At 69.6% G+C, this 16,276-nt stretch carries 16 protein-coding genes and 1 tRNA gene; 7 read left to right on the forward strand and 10 right to left on the reverse strand.

All coding sequences use genetic code 11. The features are described from left to right. Positions 1-5: 5 nt before the first annotated feature. The 4 genes from dnaJ to SACAZDRAFT_RS12820 form a co-directional block, all read right to left on the reverse strand. Positions 6-1,184 carry a molecular chaperone DnaJ gene (dnaJ, locus tag SACAZDRAFT_RS12805; RefSeq protein WP_005442277.1) on the reverse strand — a complete coding sequence of 393 codons (1,179 nt, stop codon included), beginning with the start codon at positions 1,182-1,184 and terminating at the stop codon, positions 6-8. Positions 1,185-1,211: 27 nt separating this feature from the next. After that, complete coding sequence (gene grpE, locus SACAZDRAFT_RS12810; RefSeq protein WP_005442279.1) at positions 1,212-1,949, reverse strand: nucleotide exchange factor GrpE; 738 nt, start codon at positions 1,947-1,949, stop codon at positions 1,212-1,214. Then, entirely contained in the window at positions 1,946-3,820 is a 1,875-nt protein-coding gene (gene dnaK / locus SACAZDRAFT_RS12815; RefSeq protein ID WP_005442287.1) for a molecular chaperone DnaK, read from the reverse strand. The genes grpE and dnaK overlap by 4 nt, the downstream gene beginning before the upstream one ends. A gap of 246 nt (positions 3,821-4,066) precedes the next feature. Next, positions 4,067-4,786: a DUF4097 family beta strand repeat-containing protein gene (locus SACAZDRAFT_RS12820; protein ID WP_005442288.1), complete on the reverse strand. Its 720-nt coding sequence runs from the start codon at positions 4,784-4,786 to the stop codon at positions 4,067-4,069. A gap of 165 nt (positions 4,787-4,951) precedes the next feature. On the opposite strand from SACAZDRAFT_RS12820, the gene SACAZDRAFT_RS12825 reads away from it, so the two are divergent. Beyond that, positions 4,952-5,500 (forward strand): YbhB/YbcL family Raf kinase inhibitor-like protein, encoded by a 549-nt coding sequence (locus tag SACAZDRAFT_RS12825; protein ID WP_005442289.1) that lies wholly within the window; start codon positions 4,952-4,954, stop codon positions 5,498-5,500. Between the two features lie 164 nt (positions 5,501-5,664). Next, the gene (locus SACAZDRAFT_RS12830) at positions 5,665-6,471 is read left to right on the forward strand and encodes an IclR family transcriptional regulator (protein WP_005442290.1); all 807 of its coding nucleotides are present in this window, start codon (positions 5,665-5,667) and stop codon (positions 6,469-6,471) included. Here SACAZDRAFT_RS12830 and SACAZDRAFT_RS12835 read toward each other — a convergent pair. Both SACAZDRAFT_RS12835 and SACAZDRAFT_RS12840 read right to left on the reverse strand, forming a co-directional pair. After that, positions 6,458-7,018: a TetR/AcrR family transcriptional regulator gene (locus SACAZDRAFT_RS12835; RefSeq protein ID WP_005442291.1), complete on the reverse strand. Its 561-nt coding sequence runs from the start codon at positions 7,016-7,018 to the stop codon at positions 6,458-6,460. The genes SACAZDRAFT_RS12830 and SACAZDRAFT_RS12835 overlap by 14 nt on opposite strands. Then, the gene (locus tag SACAZDRAFT_RS12840; protein WP_005442293.1) at positions 7,015-7,344 is read right to left on the reverse strand and encodes a DMT family transporter; all 330 of its coding nucleotides are present in this window, start codon (positions 7,342-7,344) and stop codon (positions 7,015-7,017) included. The genes SACAZDRAFT_RS12835 and SACAZDRAFT_RS12840 overlap by 4 nt, the downstream gene beginning before the upstream one ends. 151 nt (positions 7,345-7,495) lie before the next feature. Between SACAZDRAFT_RS12840 and SACAZDRAFT_RS12845 the strand changes: the two genes are divergently transcribed. From SACAZDRAFT_RS12845 to SACAZDRAFT_RS12855, 3 genes are all read left to right on the forward strand, one after another. Then, positions 7,496-9,796, forward strand: a complete 2,301-nt coding sequence (locus tag SACAZDRAFT_RS12845) for a (Fe-S)-binding protein (RefSeq protein ID WP_005442295.1) — start codon at positions 7,496-7,498, stop codon at positions 9,794-9,796. A gap of 301 nt (positions 9,797-10,097) precedes the next feature. Next, the gene (locus tag SACAZDRAFT_RS12850; protein WP_005442297.1) at positions 10,098-10,487 is read left to right on the forward strand and encodes a DUF742 domain-containing protein; all 390 of its coding nucleotides are present in this window, start codon (positions 10,098-10,100) and stop codon (positions 10,485-10,487) included. Between the two features lie 122 nt (positions 10,488-10,609). Beyond that, positions 10,610-12,241 carry an acyl-CoA dehydrogenase family protein gene (locus tag SACAZDRAFT_RS12855; protein ID WP_005442299.1) on the forward strand — a complete coding sequence of 544 codons (1,632 nt, stop codon included), beginning with the start codon at positions 10,610-10,612 and terminating at the stop codon, positions 12,239-12,241. On the opposite strand, the gene SACAZDRAFT_RS12860 is transcribed toward SACAZDRAFT_RS12855, so the two are convergent. From SACAZDRAFT_RS12860 to SACAZDRAFT_RS12870, 3 genes are all read right to left on the reverse strand, one after another. Further along, the gene (locus SACAZDRAFT_RS12860) at positions 12,235-12,993 is read right to left on the reverse strand and encodes a CAP domain-containing protein (RefSeq protein ID WP_232286269.1); all 759 of its coding nucleotides are present in this window, start codon (positions 12,991-12,993) and stop codon (positions 12,235-12,237) included. The genes SACAZDRAFT_RS12855 and SACAZDRAFT_RS12860 overlap by 7 nt on opposite strands. Positions 12,994-13,113: 120 nt before the next feature. Then, a complete protein-coding gene (gene dcd / locus SACAZDRAFT_RS12865) occupies positions 13,114-13,698 on the reverse strand; it encodes a dCTP deaminase (protein ID WP_005442303.1) in 585 nt (194 codons plus the stop codon). A 4-nt stretch (positions 13,699-13,702) separates the two neighbouring features. Beyond that, the gene (locus tag SACAZDRAFT_RS12870) at positions 13,703-14,980 is read right to left on the reverse strand and encodes an oxygenase MpaB family protein (RefSeq protein ID WP_005442305.1); all 1,278 of its coding nucleotides are present in this window, start codon (positions 14,978-14,980) and stop codon (positions 13,703-13,705) included. 113 nt (positions 14,981-15,093) lie between these two features. On the opposite strand from SACAZDRAFT_RS12870, the gene SACAZDRAFT_RS12875 reads away from it, so the two are divergent. After that, positions 15,094-15,164 (forward strand) — tRNA-Gly (locus SACAZDRAFT_RS12875). Between the two features lie 44 nt (positions 15,165-15,208). On the opposite strand, the gene SACAZDRAFT_RS12880 is transcribed toward SACAZDRAFT_RS12875, so the two are convergent. Then, positions 15,209-15,484, reverse strand: coding sequence for a hypothetical protein (locus SACAZDRAFT_RS12880; RefSeq protein WP_005442320.1), 276 nt, complete (start codon positions 15,482-15,484; stop codon positions 15,209-15,211). A gap of 188 nt (positions 15,485-15,672) precedes the next feature. Between SACAZDRAFT_RS12880 and SACAZDRAFT_RS12885 the strand changes: the two genes are divergently transcribed. Next, positions 15,673-16,254: a DUF4352 domain-containing protein gene (locus SACAZDRAFT_RS12885; protein WP_005442321.1), complete on the forward strand. Its 582-nt coding sequence runs from the start codon at positions 15,673-15,675 to the stop codon at positions 16,252-16,254. Positions 16,255-16,276 lie beyond the last annotated feature (22 nt).

Here is a 16,276-nt window from a genome sequence, read left to right on the forward strand (position 1 = left end):
CAACCTCACTCCCTGTCGCGCAGTAGTGCGGTGATCTCCGGCCGCGGATCGTGCGACGCGACCGCCTCGGCGTACTTCCGCAACGCCTCGGCTGCTTGGTCGTCCAGTTTGCCAGGCACCGCGACCTGCAGGGTGACGAGAAGATCGCCCTGCGTGCCGTCGCGCTTGTGGATGCCCTTGCCGCGCACGCGCAGCACCCGGCCGTTACCGGTGCCCGGCGGGATCCTGACCGTGACCTTCGAGTCCAGAGTCGGCACCGTGACGGTCGCGCCCAGCGCGAGCTCGGCGAAGTCGACCGGGAGCGTGACGGTCAGGTCGTTGCCGGAACGACCGAACACCGGGTGCGGGTTGACGTGCACGCGGACGTACAGGTCGCCCGCGGGCGCACCACCGCGTCCCGGCTCGCCCTGACCGGCCAACCGGATGCGCTGGTTGTCGTCCACGCCGGGCGGCACCCGAACGGTCAGCGTCCGGGTGCGGGTGCTGACGCCGTCGCCCGCACACTCGGGACACGGGTCGTCGATCACCGAGCCCCGACCGCGGCACTCGCGGCACGGCTCGGAGAACGCGAAGGCGCCCTGGCTGCGGTTCACCAGGCCGACGCCCTGGCACACCGGACAGGTGCGCGGGCTCGTGCCCGGCCGCGCACCGTTGCCGCCGCACGTGCCGCACGTCGCCGGGCTGGACAGCCGCAACGGCAGCGTGGCACCGCGGACGGCCTCGCTGAAGTCGATGCGCACGTCGGTCTCGACGTCCGCGCCCCGCTGCCCGCGAACGGTCGAGGTCGTGCCACCACCCCGCCGCCCGAACAGGTTGCCGAGCATGTCGCCGAGACCACCGAAGCCGCCGCTGCCGCCCGCCGCGTTGCCGAAGATGTCACCGAGGTTGACCCCACCGGCTCCGCCACCGGGCGGTGGGAAACCGAACCCGCCGCCGGACGCGCCGGCACCGAACAGCCTGCGGGCCTCGTCGTACTCCTTGCGCTTCTCCGGGTCGGACAGCACCCCGTACGCCTCCGACACGGCCTTGAACTTCTTCTCGGCCTCGACGTCGCCGGGGTTGGCGTCCGGGTGGTTCTCCCGGGCGAGCTTGCGATACGCCTTCTTGATCTCCTCGGCGGAGGCGTCGGAGGAGACGCCCAACTCGCGGTAGAAATCCTTACCGAGCCATTCCCTCGCGCTCATCAGGCGTCCCCTCCTTCCGGTCTCGTGTCAGCGCTCGTTCTCATCAGCCTTGTCGACCGGCAGCTCACCGTTCACCGGTTGGTCGATCGGCTGCTCCTCACTCGCTTCGGCCGGGGCCGGCTCGTGGTCCGTGACCCCCACGAGAGCCGCCCGCAGCACGCGGTCGCCGAACCGGTAACCGCGCCGCAGCACGGTGGTCACCGTCGGACCGTCCACCTCGGGCGAGGTGTCGTGCTGGACCGCTTCGTGGACGGTCGGGTCGAACTCGTCGCCCTCCGCGGCGAACGGTTCGAGCCCGGCCTTCTCCAGGGTCCCGATCAACTTGTCGGCCACGGCCTTGAACGCGCCGGTGAGGTCGCCGTGCGCGTCAGCCCGCTCGAGGTCGTCGAGCAGGGGCAGCAGGTCACCGACCACGGCGGCCTTGCCGCCCTCGGTCATGGCCTCGCGCTCGCGTTCCACGCGTCGGCGGTAGTTGGCGTACTCCGCCTGCACGCGCTGCAGGTCCGCGGTGCGCTCCTCGAGCTGCTTCTCCAATTCGGACACATCCGGACCGGTGACGTCGGGGCCGGCCGCCGCAGCGCCGGCGGCGTCCGCCTGCGCGGGCGCCGCCGTGTCGGCAGGCACTTCCTGGGCCTCCTCCTCGACAGTCTGGGCGCCGTCCTGGGCGCGCAGCTCACCGGTCTCGGGATCGATCTTGCGACGGTCCCGCACGACCAAGGGCTCCTGTTCCCGCTCGTCGGCTCGCTCGGACTGGCGTTCGGTCACTTCTTGTCCTTGTCGTCCTCGTCCACGATCTCGGCATCCACCACGTCGTCGGCCTTCGCCGAGGAGTCGGACGCAGCGCCGGCCGCACCGGCGGCACCGTCGGCCGCGTCACCGCCCGCCTGGGCACCCGTGTTCGCGTACAGCGCGGTGGCCAGCTCCTGGGAGGCGGAGTTCAGCTTCTCCATCGCCTCCTTGATCTTGGCCGTGTCGGTGCCCTTCAGCGTCTCGTTGGCCTCGTCGATCGCGGTCTTGACCTTGCCCTTGAGCTCCTCGGGCAGCTTCTCGTCGTTGTCCTTGACGAACTTCTCGGTCTGGTAGACCAGCGTCTCGGCCTGGTTGCGGGTCTCCGCCTCCTCGCGACGCCTGCGGTCCTCCTCCGCGTGCGCCTCGGCGTCCTTGATCATCTGGTCGATGTCCTCCTGCGGCAGCGCGGAGCCACCGGTGATGGTCATCGACTGTTCCTTGTTGGTGCCGAGGTCCTTCGCGGTGACATGCACGATGCCGTTGGCGTCGATGTCGAAGGTGACCTCGATCTGCGGCACGCCGCGCGGTGCCGGCGGGATGCCCGTCAGCTCGAACATGCCGAGCTTCTTGTTGTGGGCCGCGATCTCACGCTCGCCCTGGAAGACCTGGATCTGCACCGACGGCTGGTTGTCCTCCGCCGTGGAGAAGACCTCCGAGCGCTTCGTGGGGATCGTGGTGTTGCGCTCGATGAGCTTGGTGAACACGCCGCCCTTGGTCTCGATGCCGAGCGACAGCGGCGTGACGTCCAGCAGCAGGACGTCCTTCACCTCGCCCTTGAGCACACCGGCCTGCAGCGACGCACCGAGCGCGACGACCTCGTCCGGGTTCACGCCCTTGTTGGGCTCCTTGCCGCCGGTGAGCTCCTTCACGAGGTCCGACACGGCGGGCATGCGGGTCGAGCCACCCACGAGCACCACGTGGTCGATGTCGCCCACCGAGATGCCGGCGTCACGCACGACGTTGTTGAACGGAGCCTTGGTGCGCTCCAGCAGGTCGGACGTGATGCGCTGGAACTCGGCCCGCGTCAGGGTCTCGTCGAGGAACAGCGGGTTCTTGTCCGCGTCCACCGTGATGTACGGCAGGTTGATGTTGGCCGTGGTGGAGCTCGACAGCTCGATCTTGGCCTTCTCGGCGGCTTCCTTGATGCGCTGGAGCGCCATCCGGTCCTTGGTGAGGTCGATGCCGTGCGAGGCCTTGAACTTCTCGACCAGCCAGTCGACGATGCGCTGGTCCCAGTCGTCGCCACCGAGGTGGTTGTCACCGCTGGTGGCCCGCACCTCGACGACGCCCTCGGCGATCTCCAGCAGCGAGACGTCGAACGTACCGCCACCGAGGTCGAAGACCAGGATGGTCTGTTCCTTCTCGCCCTTGTCCAGGCCGTAGGCGAGCGCGGCCGCGGTGGGCTCGTTGACGATGCGCAGCACGTTGAGGCCCGCGATCTGGCCGGCCTCCTTGGTGGCCTGGCGCTGCGCGTCCTCGAAGTACGCGGGCACGGTGATGACGGCGTCGGTGACCTCGTCACCGAGGTACGCCTCCGCGTCGCGCTTCAGCTTCATGAGCACACGCGCGCTGATCTCCTGCGGCGTGTACCTCTTGCCGTCGATGTCGTCGGTCTTCCAGTCGGAGCCCATGTGCCGCTTCACCGACCGGATCGTGCGGTCCACGTTGGTGACGGCCTGGTTCTTGGCGGGCTGACCCGTCAGCACTTCGCCGTTCTTGGCGAAGGCGACGACGGACGGAGTCGTCCGGGCGCCCTCCGAGTTGGCGATGACCGTCGGCTCACCACCCTCGAGAACCGCGACGACCGAGTTGGTCGTACCAAGGTCGATGCCGACCGTGCGCGCCATGTGTCTTTCCCTCCTGCGATGTCCTGATGCCTGTGGCCGCTCGACGGGCGCGCTCTCGCGTTCCATCCCCGCCGAGCAACAAACTTGAGTAAGCCTCACTCAAGTTCTATCCGGATCGGGCGTCTGCCGTCAATCCGGAGTTGAGTGGGAAGCACTCAAGGTTCCTGCCATCTCCAACGAAGCTCCCCGGTCCGATGTTCCCGTGCGCCGCGAGCGTGAATCCCCCGGGTGCCGATCCGAGGCCGGTCACACACCACGCACCGTGACGTCCCCGCTCGTCGCGGTCAGATCCAGCACTCGCTCGGCGCCCGGGTCGTCCCCCCGAACGTCCTGGTCACCGCTGGTCGTCGACACCGTCACGCGATAGTCGCCGTGCGGTGCCGTGACCTCGATGTCGCCACTGGTGGCCTCCGCGCGGACCGTGTCGACCTGCTCGACGTCGAGGTTCATGTCGCCCGACGTCGTCGTCGCGTGGACCTCCTCCACCTCGGCGACGTGGAGGTCGACGTCGCCGGACGTGGCCTCCACCGCCACCCGTCGCGCTCCGGTGAGGCGCACCTCGACGTCGCCGGACGTGGCCCGCACGTCCACGTCGCTCGCGTCGCGCACGACGACGTCGCCCGACGACACCTCACCCGCCACGGTGACACCGCGCGGCACCGTCACCTCGTAGTCCACCGAGCAGTCGGACCCGCAGCCGGCCAGCACGAGCGTGGAGCCCTCCACCTCGAAGGCGCGTCCGGGCTCGTCGCCGACGTAGGCCAGCCGCTGCTCCACCACCGTCTCGGACACCTCACCGGCCCGGACGACGACTCGGCCCGAACCGTTGTCGATCTCGACGTGCCGGATGGCCGCGGCCACCGTGTCCGTGCGCTCCGAGGTCGTGGCGAACGACCAGTTCGTCGCGACAGCCACCCCCGCCACCACCAGCACCACTCCGCCGACGGCCAGCCCCACGCGACTCATGTTCTCTCCGCCCTCCCGGCGCACCTCGCCTGCGCCCTGTCGAGGTTATGGAGTCGAGGCGACCGGGAACATCGGGGAAGCCCCCGACCCGACCCTGGGGCGAACCCCCGCCCTCATCACTAACCTGGCGTCACAGACACCGGTATCGAGAACTGGAGGCACCACATGACCCGAGCGGGCTCGGCTCCGAACCCGTACGACGCGCTGCCCCCCGTCCCGTCGTTCCGCCTGCAGAGCAACGACGTGGCCGAAGGCGAGACGCTGCCGGTGCCGCAGCGCAGCGGCATCATGGGCGCGGGCGGCGAGGACACCTCACCGCACCTGGCGTGGGACGGCTTTCCCGAAGGCACCAAGAGCTTCGCGGTGACCTGCTTCGACCCCGACGCCCCCACCGGCAGCGGCTTCTGGCACTGGGCGGTGTTCGACATCCCCGCCTCGGTCACCGAACTCAAGACCGGGGCCGGCGACCCGGACGGCTCCAACCTGCCCGAGGGCGCGTGCATGTTGAAGGGCGACGGCGGTGTCCGTCAGTACGTCGGCGCGGCCCCGCCACCGGGGCACGGCCCGCACCGCTACATCTTCGCCGTCCACGCGCTGGACGCGGAGTCGCTGGAGCTCGGTGAGGACGCCACCCCCGCGGCTCTCGGCTTCACCATGTTCGGCCGCACGCTCGCCCGCGCCACGCTCACCGCGATCTACGAGAACAAGGGCTGAGCCTCCGAGTAAGCCCGCCTCCGCCGGGGGCGGCACCCACCGCGACGCGCTGCGGTGGGCCGCCCCGGCGGGGAACTGCGCGTGTCCGAATCGGCTCCGCCTCACCCGTCGGAGTCCGTATGCTGGACCCCCAGCGAGCGCCCAACGCAGCCGGAGGTGGGTCGGTGAGCAGCCCTGCGCCCCGTGGCCTGATCGGCTCGGCCAGGCGCGCCCTACGGGTGCTGGAGATCGTCGCCTCCGAGGGCGACGGAGTCTCCGCCAAAGCGGTCGCCCGCCGCGCGGGCTTCACCCTCTCGACGACGTACCACCTGCTCAACACCCTCGTGCACGACGGCTACCTGGTGCGGCTCGGCCACGGCCGCGGGTTCGGCCTCGGCTACAAGATCGGTTCGCTGCACCAGCGCCTGTGCGAGGAGCTCGACGTCGACGACGTCGTGCGGGAGGAGCTGAACCTGCTGCATCGGCAGGCGCGCGCCGCCGCCTACTACACCGTGCTGCGCGACACCGACGTCGTCGTCGCCGCCGTCGCCGACTCCGCCCGCTACCCGCGGGCCACACCGCTGGACTTCGGTTTCCACGAGGCCGCCCACGCCACGGCCTTCGGCAAGGTGCTGCTGTCGACGCTGACCCCGAAGCAACGCCGCTCCTACCTGGAGGGCACGGGCATGCCGAGGCTGACCGACCGCACCCGGGTGCGGCTCGCGGACCTCAGCCGCGAACTCGACCAGGTCAGACACTCGGGGCTCGCGCGGGACGTCGAGGAGTTCCAACCCGAGCTGGCCTGCGTGTCCGCGCCGGTGCGCGACGCCGACAACCGGGTGCGGGGCGCGGTCGCGTTCTCCGTGCCGATCGCCGACTTCACGGCCCGCCGCGGCGAACTCGAACGCACCGTCACCGAGGGAGCCGCCCGCCTCACCCGCGTGCTCACCGGTTCGGCGGGCGCGGGCCCGGCGAGCATCAGCGCGGTTTGAGCAGGTAGTCGACCACCGGCCGCAGTTCCTCGGCGGTGGGCGGCTCGTCGTCGATCAACCCCTGCATCAGCAGGCCGTCTATGCCCGCGAGGAACACCCGGAAGGCCACCTCGTCGTCGTGGCGGACCATCGACGTCAGCACGTCGAGCCAGCGCCGGGCCGCGGGCCGCAGCTCGGGCCGCCGCGACGCGAGCAGGTACAGCTCGTACTCGGCCATCGTGCGCCCCCGACGCGGGCCGAGGGCCTCCGCCAGCAGATTGGCGACCTCCTCGGCCCCGCGACTGCCGCGCGAACGGGCCCGGTCGATCATCCAGTAGACCTCGGTCGCCATGTCGCGGGCGCAGCTGATCAACGTGGCGATGAGCAGGTCGTCGAGCGAGGCGAAGTGGTAGGTGGTCGACGTCGTCGGGATGCCCGCCTCCTTCGCCACCGTGCGATGGGTGACGCCCGCGACGCCGTCGCGCTCGATCACGCGGAGGGTGGCCTCGATGATCTCGTTGCGGCGCTTCTCACCCCGGGCCCTGCGCCCGTCGATGTGCTGTCTCAATGCTGTTGCCCTCCGAGCTCCAGAAGGACGACGCCGCCCACGACGAGCACGAGGCCGGCGATCATCGTGAGGTTCATGCGCTCACCCAGGAACAACGCGCCGATGACGGCGACGAGCGCGACGCCGATCGCCGACCAGATCGCGTAGACCACGCCGACGGACATGCCCGCCTTGAGCACGAGCGAAAGAAGGTAGAAGGCCGTCCCGTAGGCGACAGCGACGATCACCGAGGGCACCAGCCTGGTGAAGCCGTCCGCGTACTTGAGCGACACGGTGCCGGTCACCTCGGCGACGATGGCCAACGCCAACAGGACATAAGGACTCATGACTGTTAAAATACCTGAACGAACGTCCCAATACATGGCGAGTCGTGCGCCACATCAGTGGGACGTCGGGGCGGGCAGTAGGTTACTCATCGGTACGAAGCATTAGCCTTTCCCCACCACCGCGAAGCTCCCGAACCGAAAGGCCCCGAACATGGGTGCACTGCAGATCACGATGGGCGCCATCGGCGTCCTCGTCAGCATCGTCGCCTGGTCCGTGTTCGTCTCCGGCGTGCTCCGCCAGATTCGCATCATTCGGCTCGGCCAGCCGGACTCGACCCGCAACGGTCCCTTCGTCCCCCGCATGCGCACCCTGATCAAGGAGTTCGCGGCGCACACCCGCATGAACAAGTTCCGCCACGTCGGACCGTGGCACTGGCTGGTCATGTGGGGCTTCCTGCTCGGGTCGCTGGCACTGTTCGAGGCCTACGGCGAGATCTTCAACCCCCACTTCGCGTGGCCGATCATCGGGCACTGGGCTCCGTGGCAACTGCTGCTCGAACTGCTGGGCCTCGGCACCGTGGTCGGTGGTGTCGCGCTGGCGATCATCCGCCAGGCCAACCACCCCCGCCGCGCCGACCGGCAGTCGCGCTTCGCGGGGTCGAACTTCGGCTGGGCCTACTTCGTCGAGGCCGTGGTGATCATCGAGGGTCTCGGCATCCTCGGGGTGAAGGCCTTCAAGATCTCCAGCGGCATCGAGGACCCGGCCCTGTGGTCGAGCTTCGTCACCCAGCCGCTCGCGGCCCTGCTGCCCACCAGCACCGCGGCCGTGTCGGTCATGGCGCTGCTCAAGCTGCTGTCGGGCATGATCTGGCTGATGGTCGTCGGCCGCACCCTGACCATGGGTATCGCCTGGCACCGCTTCAGCGCCTTCTTCAACATCTACTTCAAGCGTGAGGACGACGGCGGGGTCGCGCTCGGCGCCCTCAAGCCGATGATGAGCGACGGCAAGCCCCTCGACTTCGAGGAGGCCGACCCCGAGACGGACGTCTTCGGCGCGGGCAAGGTCGAGGACTTCACCTGGAAGGGCTGGCTCGACTTCTCCACCTGCACCGAGTGCGGTCGCTGCCAGTCGCAGTGCCCCGCGTGGAACACCGGCAAGCCGCTGTCGCCGAAGCTGGTCATCACGCAGCTGCGCGACCACGCCTACGCCAAGGCCCCGTACCTGCTGGCCGGCGGCAAGAAGGACGTCACCGGCGAGGAGGTCGGGCTCACCGGAGACAACCCGTACGCGGGCATCGACGTGCTCGCGCTGGCCGAGGCCGACCGCCCCCTCGTCGGCACCGGCGATGACGGCGGCGTGATCGACCCCGAGGTCCTGTGGTCCTGCACCACCTGCGGCGCGTGCGTCGAGCAGTGCCCGGTGGACATCGAGCACGTCGACCACATCGTCGACATGCGCCGCTACCAGGTCATGATCGAGTCGAACTTCCCGAGCGAGCTGAACGGGATGTTCAAGAACCTGGAGAACAAGGGCAACCCGTGGGGCCAGAACGCCCGCGACCGCCTGGCCTGGACCGAGGACCTCGACTTCGAGGTGCCCGTCTTCGACGGCGAGCTGGGCGACGCCGAGTACCTGTTCTGGGTGGGCTGCGCCGGCGCCTTCGAGGACCGCGCCAAGAAGACCACGCGTGCGGTGGCCGAGCTGCTGCACATCGCGGGCGTGAAGTACACGGTGCTCGGCCCGGAGGAGACCTGCACCGGCGACCCGGCTCGCCGTGCGGGCAACGAGTTCGTGTTCCAGATGCTCGCGCAGCAGAACGTCGAGGTGCTGAACTCGGTGTTCGAGGGCGTGGAGCGGAACAAGCGCAAGATCGTGGTCACGTGTGCGCACTGCTTCAACACGCTCGCCAACGAGTACCCGGAGCTGGGCGGTACCTACGAGGTCGTGCACCACACGCAGTTGCTGAACCGCCTCGTGCGCGAGAAGCGGCTCACCCCGATGGCGCCGATCGCGGAGGACGTCACCTACCACGACCCGTGCTACCTGGGCCGCCACAACAAGGTGTACGAGGCGCCGCGTGAGCTCGTCGGTGCCTCGGGCGCCTCGCTGCGCGAGATGCCCCGGCACGCCGACCGGTCCATGTGCTGCGGCGCGGGTGGTGCGCGCATGTGGATGGAGGAGCGGATCGGCAAGCGCATCAACGTCGAGCGCGTCGACGAAGCGCTGGGTACCGCGCCGTCGAAGATCGCGACGGGCTGCCCGTTCTGCCGCGTGATGCTCACCGACGGCGTGACCGCGCGCCAGAACGAGGGCAAGGCCGCCGAGTCGGTCGAGGTGGTCGACGTCGCGCAGCTGCTGCTGTCCGCGGTGAAGCGGGGTCAGCCGGTGGCGGCGGGCGTGTCCGGCGCGGCTGCGGGCACCGGCGGCGAGGCCGAGGCCGACGGACGTGCGGACCTGCCCACCGACGAGGTCGGCACGGGCACCGTGCAATCAGACGAGGACAAGAAGTAACCAAGCGGCGGGGTCGCATAAAAAAATCCCAAGTACTTCCGGATTATTCTTAAACGCGACCCCGCCACCTGGCCCCCCATCCGCGCTAGCATGACAACCTCGCGAGCCAGTAACGGAGCGAGGACGAGGCAGCAACATGCAAGGCGGAGATTGCGTGGGTAAGCCGGACGACGCCGAGCCGACAGCGGCGGGCGAGAGTGGTGACGAGGCTTTCGGCACAGACCTCTTCTCGGATCATTCCTCGCCCGTCGGGTGGCGACCGTCTCCCACGCCACGCACTCCTCGCCCAGAGCGTGTCGTGATGTCGTCGCGCGACGCGTTCGCCGACGGCAAGGAGGAGTCCACGTCGACCGGGCGGCTGCGGGCCCGCCCGTACGTCCTCACCAAGGGCCGCACGCGTGCGCGTTCCGACCTCGCCGTGGAGACGCTCATCTCCGCCGAGCCGCACGCCCGGTGGCACCTCCACAAACCGGGCACCGAGTACCGCAAGCTCGGCCAGCTGTGCTCCGTGCCGGTGTCGGTCGCGGAGATCGCGGCGAACCTCTCGGTGCCGCTCGGCGTCGCCCGCGTGTTGATCAGCGATCTCGCCGACACCGGGTACGTGCGGGTGCACCTGCCCGCACCCACCACGGGCGGCCGACCCGACCGCGTGCTGCTGGACCGGGTTCTGGCCGGTCTGCGCAAGCTGTGAACCCCCGTCCTACGGCGGTACGGACGAGCTGACCGCCCACTCTTGTCCGACGGCCGGAATCGGTGCTTCACTCCGTCGTCGTCGGATCTTCACCTCCGCCGAGGCGGCGTAAGGAGTACGCGATGCCACCCACCCACGAGGTCACCAACCAGGTCCCGCCGCTGGCCGGCCACGACGTGGCCGACGACCCCGCGCTGCTTGACGGCCTGCGCCGGGAGGGCGCCGACTGGGCCGAGGCGGAGGTCCGCGACCTCGGCGTCCTGGCGGGCAGCGAGCAGGCGCAGGAGTGGGGCAGGCTCGCCAACGAGTACCCACCGGTGCTGCGCACGCACGACCGGGTGGGCAGACGCATCGACGAGGTCGATTTCCACCCCCACTGGCACGACCTGATGACCGTCGCGGTGGAACGCGGCCTGCACGCGGCGCCGTGGACCGACGGCCGCCCCGGCGCGCACGTCGCCCGCACGGCGAAGTTCTACGTCTGGAGCCAGGTCGAACCGGGTCACACGTGCCCGATCTCGATGACGTACTCCGCCGTGCCCGCGTTGCGGCACAACGCCGACCTCGCGGCCGTGTACGAACCACTGCTCGCCGCGCCGCACTACGACTTCGGGCTGCGCGTTCCGACCACCAAGCGCGGACTGATCGCGGGCATGTCGATGACCGAGAAGCAGGGCGGTTCCGACGTGCGCGCCAACACGACCCGGGCGGTGCCGGCCGCGGACGGGACCTACCGCATCACCGGGCACAAGTGGTTCACCTCCGCGCCCATGTCCGACGTGTTCCTCACACTCGCGCAGGCACCCGGCGGGCTCTCGTGCTTCCTGCTGCCCCGCGTCCTGCCCGACGGCACCCGCAACACGCTGCACCTGCAGCGGCTCAAGGACAAGCTCGGCAACCGGTCGAACGCCTCCGCCGAGGTGGAGTACGACGAGGCCGTGGGCTGGCTCGTCGGCGAGGAGGGCCGCGGTGTCCGCACGATCATCGAGATGGTCAACAACACCCGGCTCGACTGCGTGACGGGCGGAGCCGCGGCACTGCGCTACGGGACCGTCCGCGCCGTGCACCACGCCCAGCACCGCAGCGCGTTCGGCGCGACGCTCGACCGGCAGCCGCTCATGACGAACGTGCTGGCCGACCTGGCGGTGGAGGCCGAAGCGGCCACCACCGTCGCACTACGCCTGGCCGGAGCCACCGACCGCGCCGCCGCGGGCGATGCGCACGAGGCCGCGTTCCGCAGGCTCGCGCTGCCCATCACGAAGTACTGGGTGTGCAAGCGCGCCCCCGCCCACGCGGCGGAGGCGCTCGAATGCCTCGGCGGCAACGGCTACGTGGAGGAGTCGGGCATGCCGCGGCTCTTCCGCGAGTCGCCGCTGTCCTCCATCTGGGAGGGTTCCGGCAACGTCGCCGCACTCGACACGCTGCGCGCGATGGCGAAGCAGCCCGAGTCCGTCGAGGCGTTCTTCGCCGAGGTCGGCCTGGCCGAGGGCGCCGACTCCCGGCTCGACGACGCCGTCGCCTCGGTGCGCCGCGACCTCGCCGATCCGGGCGACGCGGAGTTCCGGGCCCGGCGAGTCGTGGAACGCCTTGCGCTCGTACTCCAGGGATCGCTGCTGGTCAGGCACGGTGACAAGGCGGTCGCGGACGCCTTCTGCGCCTCGCGGCTCGGCGGAGACTGGGGCGTCGCCTTCGGCACCCTGCCCCGTGGGATCGCCGTCGACCCGATCATCGCGCGGGCGCGGGTCGCTCAGTAGCCGAAGTTCTGCGTCCAGTACCAGCCGTCGGGGTTGAGGCCCACCCCGATCGCGGTGATGTCGCAGTTCAGGATGTTGCGGCGGTGGCCGTCGGACGACATCCACGCCTCCATCACGGCCTCCGCCGACGACATGCCCATGGCGATGTTCTCGGCGGCCGGACTCGGGTATCCGGCAGCCTCGATCCGGTCGCTGAACGACCTGCCGTCACGGGAGGTGTGGGACAGGTAGCCACCGGCGGCCATGTCGTCGCTGTGGTCCTGAGCTGCGGCGACGAGCCGCTGGTCCACGCGCACGGCCGAGCAGCCGGCCTCCGCGCGTTCGGCGTTGACGAGGTCGACGACCTCCCGATCGGCCGTGCCGGTCCGGCGCTCGCCGCTCGTGGCCGGAGCAGGGGGAGCAAGGGGAGCATCGTCGACCGACGAGCTGTCGGGGCTGCTCGACTCGTCGGCGGGGTCGGAGGGCGGGGAGGGATCCTGCGACGACGTGGAGGGTTCCTCGTCGCTGACGTCGGGGGCGGACGTCGTCGTGTCGGTCGTCGGGGCCGCCGGGGGCGGGGTCGGCTCGTCGGACGGTGTCGTACTCGTGGTGCTCTGCGTGGAGGTGCTCACTCCACCCGCCTCGGCACCACCGGGCGATCCGTTCGGGGGTTCGGAGGCCAGCACCACCCTGGTGTCGTCGGGGTCCGGCTGTGACCACAGCAGGTGACCGCCGACCGCGACGGCCACCCCGACGAGCACGCTGGCAAACACCAGCAGTGACCGGACTCGCGAGCTCAGGGCAGGCACGGGCCGAGAAGTTACCACCGGAGAGTGGTTTATTGAACCGTGATGTGATTGTCCGCAACCCGTGTCACCACGGCGCGGGCCACCTCAGCGACGGGTGTCGACGCGGTCGAAGTTCTTGTAGGCCCTGCTGGGCGTGGGCCCCCGCTGCCCCTGGTAGCGCGACCCGACCTCGACCGAACCGTAGGGATACTCGGCCGGACTCGTCAGCTGGAACAAGCACAGCTGGCCGATCTTCATCCCCGGCCACAACGTGATCGGCAGGTTCGCGACGTTCGACAACTCCAGCGTGATGTGCCCACTGAAACCGGGGTCGATGAATCCCGCCGTCGAGTGCGTGAGCAGCCCGAGCCGCCCCAGCGACGACTTGCCCTCCAGCCGCCCCGCGAGATCGTCGGGCAACGTGAACAGCTCGAACGTCGACGCCAGCACGAACTCGCCGGGATGCAGCACGAACGGGTCGTCGTCGCCGTCCTTCTCCACCATCGACGTCAGCTCGTCCTGCCGCAGCTTCGGGTCGATGTGGGTGTACTTGCTGTTGTCGAAAACACGGAAGAAGCGGTCGAGCCGCACATCGACACTCGACGGCTGCACCATCGCCGGGTCGAAGGGGTCGATCCCCAACCGTCCCGACTCCAGCGCCTTGCGAAGATCACGGTCACTCAACAGCACGGCTTCACCCTAACCGGGCGGTGGGCGGCTCCCGCCGGGCGGCGGTCGACCTCGACGGCACGGACGTCCGCATGTGCCGCGCGTAGGTCGGGTCGTGCTCGACCAGGCGCCCGAGGCGCTCGGCGTAACGCGCTCGCGCGAGCGTGCCCAACCGTTCCTGCATCCACGTCGCGCCCGGCACCAGCTGCCGCACCGTCTCGGCGGCGAAGTTCCCCGCGGCGGCCGTCACGACGGCGGCCTGCGCCAGCGGATCGTCGGGAAGTCCCAGGAAGTCGGCGTTGGCGGGACCGAGCACGAGCCGGCTGATGGAGCCGTGGACCCGCATCGACAGCTCACCCAACACCGTGCCGAGCAGTCCGCGGTCGGCTCCCACGGCGGCGTGCGACCGGAGCAACGCCGCCGCGAGCCGTTTCGAGTCCTCGTCGGGCACGAACTCCGTCACCGCCAGCAGCCACAGCAACCGCCAGGCGTCGTCCTCCGTGGCGGGCAGCAACTCGTCGTCGACGCCCATGAGCCAGCCCACGTAGCGCCAGAGGTGGATGATGTCGGCGCGCTCCGACTCCGTGTAGCGCACGCCGAGCATGCGCATGCCCACCACGTACACCAGCGAGAACAGCACCAATGTGCCCGCGGTCTGCACCTGGTTGATCGGCCGGTCCCACGCCGCGTAGTCCCAGCCGTCCCGTTTGTTCATCGCGGCCCGCACGTGGGCGTGCACGACGCGGACCCGCAACGCCGCCGCGTACCCGGCGGCACCGACCTGCAACGCACCCGGTGTCGTGACGTCGAGCCACCAGCGGGTCGTCTCGATCAACCGCCGGGTCGCCGCGTACTCGATCGCACCCGTTCCCACCAACGGCTTGGTGGCGCGCGAGGCCAGGTAGCCGCCCATCAGCGCCATGTCGCCGAGCGGGAAGAGGCTCAACACGCCCGTGCGCACGACGGCGCGCGCACCACGGTCGAGGCGTCGGTGATCCACCCAGTACGGCGTCGCCTCGACACTGTCGAAGAAGTCGACGAGCTCACCTGGAGGGTCGTCCAGACTGTCGATGCCCTGGTCGAGGGCCTGATCGAACAGCGCACGACCGCGTCCACGCGGCATCCGGCGCATCATCGCGACGACGGCGTCGGCGAGCGGATCCTCTCGCTCCGCGAACGCGCGCAACCGCCGCCGCTGACGTTCGGTGCCCCGGATGTCAGCGGGCGCGAACAGCAGAGTGGCGAGGCGGAAGCCGCCCTGCCGAAGGAGCTCCGGGTCAGGCAACCGCTCGTCAGCCATCATGGACAACAAGTGTTGTCAGTTCGTGTGCGGAGCGTCAAGGGACCCGAGAAGAGGCAGGGAAGGGGCACCCGCCCACCGTCGCGTGATCGCGATCGTGTATGCTGTGAGCTGCTGCGGATGTAGTTCAATGGTAGAACATCAGCTTCCCAAGCTGAGAACGCGGGTTCGATTCCCGTCATCCGCTCTCACCGCGAACCCCCAGGTCGAAAGCCTGGGGGTTTTCGTTTCTCAGTCCCTCCGGCTCTCCTGCCGCGTGGTGAGCCGCTCGCCCCAATCCGTGGTCAGCAACAGGACCCGGAACGTGGAGAGCACGAAACCGGGGGCGAAGACGAGGTAGGGAAACGGCCCACCCCAGTGCATGGCGTCGAGCAGCCACAGGAAGCCCGCCACGGACGCACCCATGTGGACGAGCAGCACCACGAGCCGCCGCTCCTCGTCCTTGATCGGCAGACACGCCCAGACCAGTGAGACGAGCAGCAGCGCGAGCAGCAGGAACAGCCCCATCCCGGGTGAGGCTACGCGCGCCGATCACCGAGCGGTCCGCTCCGCGGCACCGCCGCGTCGTTTCGGGCCGGTCGGCACCCATGGTCGACCCCGAACGTCCCTGCCTCCCTCGCCCGAATCGGTGAACCGTGACAAGCGGGTCGACACATCGGGTGTCCTCCATGGAGTCGGAGAAGAGATGACCGAGCATGGCACAGCAGAAGGACGACGATCAGGCCGATCAGGTCGAACCCGTCAAACGCAGACTCGGAAAGTGGCCGTGGATCTTCGCGATACTCGCGGTACTCGTCGTCGTGATCGTGGTCAACACCAACCGGGACGGCGGGGACACGGCGACGGCCCCCGCTCCGGCTCCCGAGCAGGTCGCCGAGCCGGAACCCGTCGGCGTCGGCCGGCCGGTGCGTGACGGGTTGTTCGAGTTCACCGTCGTCGGCGTGGAGTACAGCCCGTCAGTGGGGGATCAGTACGTCTCCGAGACGGCTCAGGGGCAGTACGCGACGGTGACGGTGCGCGTGGCCAACATCGGCAACGAAGCGCGTAGCTTCGCCGACACTGACCAGTACCTCTTCGACGCCGACGATCGGCGCTACTCGACCGACCTCGCCGCCGAGTCGCTGATCCCGGGCAACGACGTCTTCTACAACCCGATCAATCCCGGCAACGTGGTCGAGGGCGCCCTCGTCTACGACGTGCCCGTCGACGTCGAACCCACCCGCATCGAACTGCACGATTCGGCCTTCAGTCAGGGGGTGTCGGTCGGTCTCCGGTGAGCACCGCGGGTCCCTCGCGGGC

The sequence above is a fragment of the Saccharomonospora azurea NA-128 genome (assembly GCF_000231055.2).
Taxonomy (GTDB): Bacteria; Actinomycetota; Actinomycetes; order Mycobacteriales; family Pseudonocardiaceae; genus Saccharomonospora; species Saccharomonospora azurea.

Bases quoted from the DNA above. Each gene is read 5' to 3' on its own strand.
- dnaK (WP_005442287.1), bottom strand. From the start codon at position 3,820: ATGGCGCGCACGGTCGGCATCGACCTTGGTACGACCAACTCGGTCGTC.
- SACAZDRAFT_RS12880 (WP_005442320.1), bottom strand. From the start codon at position 15,484: ATGGGGCTGTTCCTGCTGCTCGCGCTGCTGCTCGTCTCACTGGTCTGG.
- SACAZDRAFT_RS12845 (WP_005442295.1), top strand. From the start codon at position 7,496: ATGGGTGCACTGCAGATCACGATGGGCGCCATCGGCGTCCTCGTCAGC.
- SACAZDRAFT_RS12825 (WP_005442289.1), top strand. From the start codon at position 4,952: ATGACCCGAGCGGGCTCGGCTCCGAACCCGTACGACGCGCTGCCCCCC.
- SACAZDRAFT_RS12855 (WP_005442299.1), top strand. From the start codon at position 10,610: ATGCCACCCACCCACGAGGTCACCAACCAGGTCCCGCCGCTGGCCGGC.
- SACAZDRAFT_RS12850 (WP_005442297.1), top strand. From the start codon at position 10,098: ATGTCGTCGCGCGACGCGTTCGCCGACGGCAAGGAGGAGTCCACGTCG.
- SACAZDRAFT_RS12820 (WP_005442288.1), bottom strand. From the start codon at position 4,786: ATGAGTCGCGTGGGGCTGGCCGTCGGCGGAGTGGTGCTGGTGGTGGCG.
- dnaJ (WP_005442277.1), bottom strand. From the start codon at position 1,184: ATGAGCGCGAGGGAATGGCTCGGTAAGGATTTCTACCGCGAGTTGGGC.
- SACAZDRAFT_RS12870 (WP_005442305.1), bottom strand. From the start codon at position 14,980: ATGATGGCTGACGAGCGGTTGCCTGACCCGGAGCTCCTTCGGCAGGGC.
- SACAZDRAFT_RS12840 (WP_005442293.1), bottom strand. From the start codon at position 7,344: ATGAGTCCTTATGTCCTGTTGGCGTTGGCCATCGTCGCCGAGGTGACC.
- SACAZDRAFT_RS12885 (WP_005442321.1), top strand. From the start codon at position 15,673: ATGGCACAGCAGAAGGACGACGATCAGGCCGATCAGGTCGAACCCGTC.